Origin of the sequence: Nostoc sp. WHI, from assembly GCF_015714725.1 — a bacterium.
Lineage (GTDB): Bacteria > Cyanobacteriota > Cyanobacteriia > Cyanobacteriales > Nostocaceae > Nostoc.
Window position 1 is genome coordinate 1 of the sequence record NZ_WBKM01000313.1, and the last position, 6,746, is coordinate 6,746.

Below are 6,746 nucleotides of genomic sequence, written 5' to 3' on the forward strand. Positions count from 1 at the left end.
TGGTTCTGCTCATGCTGCCCCCTTGAAATTAGTTACCATTGCTGTCAATGCCGATTTATTGGGCTGTGTAGATGTTGCTATTTCTGCGGTGCGTGATGCTTGCACATTGCCGTGTTGAAAAATCAGCTTCTCTACACCTGCTGATAGTGCTTGTGTTGGCGCGTCTTGGGGTAAATCAAAAATCTTGCACAATTCAATTACTGCTAAGTAGGAGATGGTTATACGCCGAGATTCGTAATTCATTAATTAGGCTCCCTTTGATATTTGAGTTAATAGTTTCAACCCCAAGGCATTGATGAACTGGGGATTATTCAAGACCACAAAACCTAAATCGGCTAGGTTCTGATCCACTACTGGCAGAGAAACACCACCACCCCAGGCGACAAGGTATTTCGCTCTATCAAGGTAATTACCAGCAGTCACAAAGTTAGCGAATTTCTCAATCCTGGTACTCCACCATTCATCAAGACATTGGCTGTACTCTGCCTCGAACTTCTTGCCTGTCAGGTGGTTGCCTCCATAAGTGAAGGTTCCTTCGAGAATACCCTGGTTCACCAAGCTGGGTGAGTGTTTCACATCCTTGGACAGCAGACTCACTCGGTCGTTTCGCTTGTCGAGGGCTTCTGCAATCATGCTGTGCAGTTCACCGGCTCCACCTTCAATTAGATGGCGGTCAATCACTGCACCACTGCCGTTGAACACGGTTATCAACCAAGTTGATGAACCGATATCGAGTGCGATCGCTAATTCTGAGGGGTCAAGCACCAGGGAGGCTTCACCAAACAAGCAGTGAGCAATGCTTCCAAATCCTTCGGGATAAATGCCTGTGACTACGATTTCAACTGTCTTGCTGACAATGGAACGAGTTACAGGGTGCAGATGTTCAAAGGTGTGAGTCCCAGAGACTCGGCGTTTAATCTCAGTTGCCCAGCGTTCTGGGTTATGGTTGCTCAAACTAATTGATAGTTTGAAGGAGGAGGGAATATTGAGAACTGCTAAGTCTGCAAGGATGCTTTCTAGTGCCAGTTCTGCTTTTTTGGCTTTGTCGTCATGTAACAGGGTGTGGTCACTTTGTGCGATCGCCGCACTGCCCCAGAAGAATTGAATATCTTTTAAGTCCAGGCGTGAACCTTCTACATATCGCACCCAGCAGCCATTTTTAGAGATGGTTTCGTGGTGTTTAATATTGCGGTTGCGAACAAGTGAATATGCGGCTGGCATCATGAGCGAAAAATCACCGATGATTGCCTTGCCGTACCCTGCTCCTGAGTCTTTTCCGGCGTTAAGGTCAGTTAGCCCGGAATTGGCTAACAAGTCCGCTTGAACTAGCCAATTTGGGGCATTGGTGTATGTGGTTGTCATGGTTACAAATTTTTTGAAAGTCTTGAATTGCGAGGATTTGCCAGGATTTTTAGCTAAATATAGACAAATCCAGATATCCAGTTAGGGGTTAGCCTTAAAACCACTTTCCGGCTTCTCTTGCCTTTGTTTTGTGGCGTTTTTTGGCTGACACTGTTATGATAGCACTAATCAGTTATAAATACTAATCAGTTATTAACACTAATCACTTATAGGTTGGAGAAGCAAAGATAAGGAGGGATAATAACTGGCTATTAGTACTAAGCAGGTACAATTATTGGATGCCAGTTAAGAATAAAATTAAACAGTTTATAGATAACAAGGGCATTACACCTTACAAGTTCCAAAAGGATACAGGAGTTGCTTCTAAGACCGCCTATGACCTTTACAACAATCCGTGGCAGGTTCCCCATGTAACGGTTCTTAACAAAATCTGTGACAGATATGAAATTCAACCAAGTGAAATTTTGGAGTGGATTCGTCCAAACAGTGATTTAGCGAATGAGGAGAACAAATAACCCAATACACAACAGAAAAACGGCTAAACCCCATTGAGCAAATACTCGTAACACTATATGGACGAGTGAAAGCTTAATACTTATATAAAAAGTGGTTCAAAAATCCAGTGTCAAGCATTACTATCGGTAAAGAAAGAGCTAGTTTCACATCATTAATTTTGATGTCGCCAATGACTACCGTGAAAGACCCACCTACCGATTTTCAACTTCCGCCGCACAACAAAGCGGCGTTAAAAAGAATTAGGGAGGAGAAAGACTATGAGTCCACTGTTGCTCTAGCAGCTGGTGGTACTGCGCTGATATCTGGCAGCTTGATTAATCCGGCTGCTTTGGGGTTTTTTGCATTAGCTTACAAGCCGTTGGTACGATCTCAAAAACTTGCACGGCTGGAAAAATTAGGAACCTTACTTTTCGATGAGTTTGAAAGCTTAGGGGTACAAGTCTTTCTGGTGCTTCCGGTAGAAAACAACAACCCTATCGACTTGTTTATCAGGTTTCCGAGAAAGGCACATCTGTTTATCTCCATTCGTTCGCGGGGAGATAGTGAGGTGGTCTACAACGAAAAAAGGGAAATTCTACAGGTGAAAAAGAAGGGTAAGAATGGTTTAACCACCTGGAAACCCTGTCCCCTAGTTGAGCTATCGGATTACGAAAGATGGCTAACTAAGAATAGAGCAATATTTGGGATGTCCTCAAAAGAGGTAACAAAAACACCGACAGCAAAAGTTTTGGTCTTATGGAGTCCAACCAAGGCAGCATCAGACCACAACCCACATCTTTATTCTGAGATGAGCAGTATGAAAATCCTGGCTCTCAGGAGAAAAGGTACTACGTTTGTTATTCAACAGGAGGAAGTAACCGAGTTCATTAAGGCTTGGTTAGCCAAGTACGAATAGGCTAAAAGGTGAAAACCCTAAGTCTCGAAGAGACAAAAGGGCTTTCAAAGTTTATTCAGTTGGAATTGGGGATTGGGTTTGCTGCCTAATTAATATCCCTAATAGTAATTTTATCGTACACGATTTGGTGTAAAGCTAATGTAACACTGGCTCACCAGATGTAAACAGCGTTTCAAGAATTTTAGCAAAGCGTGATTTTTGAACGTTTGTACTAGAAGATTACTGCCACGGGATAGCTCCAATTCCTCCAACACACATAATGGAGGATTTGTAAAGTGTCAAAAAAACAGCTATTTCATACCTCAGCTACCAACAAGCTGCTATTCGCAACTATTGCTAACGCTTGCCCCCACTGCGGTAAACCAGACTGGTGCTACTCAATAGGAGAATTTACAGTTTGCGATCGCAACAGCAAGCGATCCTATGCACTGGGTCAACCTAAAAAATCGCCAACTTATGTATTAAGCAATTGTCAAAAATTAAATAATGTTCAAGGAGGTATCGCGTAATGGTTGCACAATTCTCCAATCAGCAAGCACTCGCCTCCTTTGATATTCGCAATTTTGTAGACCAGTTAGAACCAGCCAAGGAAAAAAATAAATACATCTGCCCAGCTTGTGGTGGGCATAACTTAGGCATCAACCCTAGTAATGGGAAATACCAGTGTTTTAATAACTGCCAATGCCCTGATATTAGAGAAGCAATCAAACCGTGGAGTGAGGTACTAGAAGAGAACAAACTTGGTTACACACAACAATTGGGACTCAAACCACTAAAAGCGAAAAAACCAGCAGCATTACCCAAGGTTTTAAAACTAGACCCAGCAGAGTTAAGAGTATGCAGGTTGAGGAGTGAAATCACCACACCACTACCTGCAACACCCAATTTCATTCCCAAGTCCGTCACCTTCAAGCTATCGGATGATGGAGCCACACCGAAAGAATTAAAACAAATTACAGTTATTGAATACGACTATGGCAATGGGAGAAAAGCTCACAGATTTGAATGCCCTTGTGCAGCCGTCCCCAAAAGCAGAGTCAAAACCTTCTCAGTCAGCAGAATTGACCCCACAACCAATAAAACTACATGGAAGAAAGAAGGTTATTGGCCTGCTTATAAACAGGACGAAGCCATCGAAATTATCAAAGCCACAGATGGCATTCCAGTACTGTTAGCCCATGAGGGGGAAAAGTGCGTAGAAGCTAGCAGATTGTCAGCTCTAGCCAGCATTACTTGGGTGGGGAACTGCTCGGACGGTGACATCGGAAAATCATTGACCCAAATCAAGCATTCTACGGGTAAAGATTTTTTACTAGCTTATTGCGCGGATCATGATGAAACTGGATGGAAGAAGCAAGAGCGAATTAAAGAGGTTTGCGCCCAAGCGGGAGTAGCTTTTGTTGCCATCGACTTGCTTTTAATCAAACCGGATCTGCAAAATAAAGGAGATGTAGCAGATATTTTAGAATCGGGCATGACAGGCGATGAATTAGCGGATCTACTGTTAAAGCAGATAGAAGAAATTACAGCAGATGCTCAATCATCATCAGAAAATGTAGACTCAGTAGATGTTGCTAATTTCGACGAGGAGCCTGACAGCACATTCCTGCAAAAAGGTTTTAACACCCTTTACGGCGATCGCAAATGGATTTGTGCAGATGGCAAGTTGTATTACTGGGATGGTACAGACTACAAACACTCACCTGATTCAGTTGAGCGTCCACGCATTACGAGTTATTGTAATACGTATCAAGTTATTAAGAAAACTGGCAATAACTTTGTCATTACCCACCCCTATGCTAAACCCAGTAAGGTAAGAGAGTTGCTGGAGTGGGCAAAACTGAGAGTAGAAATTGACCCGCAATTACTTAATCCACCAGGGGTTAACTGTACCAATGGCGTGTTGAGCATTGACTGGACAAGCCCCATACCAGAACCAGTGTTAGAAAAACACGACCCAGACAAACACTTTTTTACATATCCGCCATTGGTGAAGTATAATCCCCAAGCCGACCCCAAACACTGCGATCGCTTACTGCAATGTTTAGACGAACCTCAACAACAAGTTTTATTACGAAACCTGGGAGCGAGTCTTGATTTAGAGGAAGTTCGCAAGCGTCGAGGACGGGAAACTAAGCTATTACTGGCTTGTGGATTGGGTGCAAATGGTAAAGATTCCATCAGACAAGTAGTATCTATCATTTACGGTCATCAAGGCATGACCAGCTGTTCCTTAGCTGACTTTGCTGCTTATGATGAAGGACGGAAATTTTCACTCTTTCCCCTGGTCAACAGTCGGGTGAATTGGGCTTCTGAAAATCCACAGACAGCACGACTAGATAAAATTCAATCGCTCAAACTCTTTGCTACTGGTAACGTCTTACACTCAGAGCGCAAGGGGAAAGACCATATCGAATTTAACCCCAAAGGGATCGGCATCTTCAACTTGAATGAAACCCCGGCATTGCACGGCACGATTCAAGCTATTCAAGACCGAATCGCCGCCGTAATTTTTGGCAAAACATTTAAGTCCAATCCTGACCCAAACAACCCAAACGAGTTACTAGCAGATCCTCGATTCTCTTATGACTTGGATTTTGTGCGCGAGTGTGTAGCCCCAGCATTTTTAAATAAGATGATCTCTGGACTACAGGCATTGATAAAAGAGGGGATTGACTATAGCTGTACTCAGCAAGCATTAGAAGATATTCAAGCCGAAAACTCGCACTTATTCCAGTTTTCTAAAGATACAGGATTGGATTACCAGCCAACGGGTATTGTCACAGCATTTGATTTGTGGTCACGCCTAGAAAATTGGTACATCGACAACGGTACTTTATCTTTTGATGAGTCCAGCACTGGCAAGGTCAAAGCTATTTGGCAGGAACAGTCAAAGCCTAGTGATAAAACAGTTAAGGCGATTAATCAAGTCATAGCCAGATTTAAAACACTATTCCCCAAAGCTAAGTTAGTCACCGTCCCCCACCCATCCGGGAAACGGAAGTTACAGGCATTGCAAGGAATTAGTTTTCATGATGTGCCAATGTCAATAACTGACACACCCATAGCAATAAGTGAAAATTCCACAGCAGATGCACACCAACCGCCACACCAAGAAAGCCTTATAAATCAAGAGTTCCACACCAACCACACCAGTTTAGATGATTTGCCAGAAAAAAAATCAACTACGGGATTAGAGACTGACTCAAACACTGAATTATACATTGACTCGTCAGACCAAAATCAAATCACTTACACCAATGTTGATTCTGCTAATAAAGGAGATGACGAAAAATTGGTGTGGGTGGTGTGCGATGACGTGGATGAAAGCGTTTCAGCAGATTCAGGTGGTGTGGAGACTGGTGTGGCAGATGAGCTTATTGCTATGCCAAACAGCTTATTGACAATAGAAGCAGAAGTTAAACAAGCGATCGATGATTTAGCACCAGTTTGTCCACAAGATGATGCGGCGGTGTCACAGCAAGTCGCCAATGTTCAAATCGAGTTCCAGTCAGAGTGTGACACCTGTGACACCCCTCTCAATGCAGGTGGAACGGATAAAATTATCGCCAATGCTGAACTGATTAGGGAGTCTATTGTAGATGAGTCTTGGGAAATGATTGATGAATTGATAGAAGAGTGGACGGATGAATTTAAAACTGCTGTTTGGAAAGAGTTGACACTAGAGGAACGGAAGACAGTTAAAGGACTAAAGCGAGGTAACACCAATGAATGAACCTATTAATTCTCCACGAGTCTTAAATATGCATCCAGAGATCGGATACTTGGCTGATGAACAGATGGATGCAGATCGTGAATGGTTTGCGAATCATCCCTTCGCTACCAAGTATTACCGCAAGCCTTTTTCTTCTGAAGTGATAGAGTTTTGTGAACTTGAGCCAGGGCGAAAACTCAAAAAAATACTGGTAACAAAGGTAAGTGAAGGCGCAAGAGCCAGAACACCGATTTTTGA

Annotated in this window: 7 protein-coding genes; 5 read left to right on the forward strand and 2 right to left on the reverse strand. The window is 43.0% G+C overall.

Annotation, left to right across the window (positions count from 1 at the left end):
* Positions 1–9: 9 nt before the first annotated feature.
* Together F8S12_RS31770 and F8S12_RS31775 are read right to left on the reverse strand one after the other, a co-directional pair.
* Positions 10–243, reverse strand: a complete 234-nt coding sequence (locus F8S12_RS31770; RefSeq protein WP_196520291.1) for a hypothetical protein — start codon at positions 241–243, stop codon at positions 10–12.
* Between the two features lie 3 nt (positions 244–246).
* Positions 247–1,362, reverse strand: coding sequence for a ParM/StbA family protein (locus F8S12_RS31775; RefSeq protein ID WP_196520292.1), 1,116 nt, complete (start codon positions 1,360–1,362; stop codon positions 247–249).
* A gap of 278 nt (positions 1,363–1,640) precedes the next feature.
* On the opposite strand from F8S12_RS31775, the gene F8S12_RS31780 reads away from it, so the two are divergent.
* The 5 genes from F8S12_RS31780 to F8S12_RS31800 all read left to right on the forward strand — a co-directional run.
* Complete coding sequence (locus F8S12_RS31780; RefSeq protein ID WP_196520293.1) at positions 1,641–1,877, forward strand: helix-turn-helix domain-containing protein; 237 nt, start codon at positions 1,641–1,643, stop codon at positions 1,875–1,877.
* Positions 1,878–2,047: 170 nt separating this feature from the next.
* Positions 2,048–2,773 carry a hypothetical protein gene (locus F8S12_RS31785; RefSeq protein ID WP_196520297.1) on the forward strand — a complete coding sequence of 242 codons (726 nt, stop codon included), beginning with the start codon at positions 2,048–2,050 and terminating at the stop codon, positions 2,771–2,773.
* Between the two features lie 275 nt (positions 2,774–3,048).
* Entirely contained in the window at positions 3,049–3,282 is a 234-nt protein-coding gene (locus F8S12_RS31790; protein WP_196520294.1) for a hypothetical protein, read from the forward strand.
* A complete protein-coding gene (locus F8S12_RS31795; protein ID WP_196520295.1) occupies positions 3,282–6,509 on the forward strand; it encodes a DNA primase family protein in 3,228 nt (1,075 codons plus the stop codon). The genes F8S12_RS31790 and F8S12_RS31795 overlap by 1 nt, the downstream gene beginning before the upstream one ends.
* Positions 6,502–6,746, forward strand: a 245-nt coding sequence (locus F8S12_RS31800; protein ID WP_196520296.1) for a hypothetical protein, incomplete at its 3' end; no start/stop codon positions are given. The genes F8S12_RS31795 and F8S12_RS31800, both read left to right, overlap by 8 nt.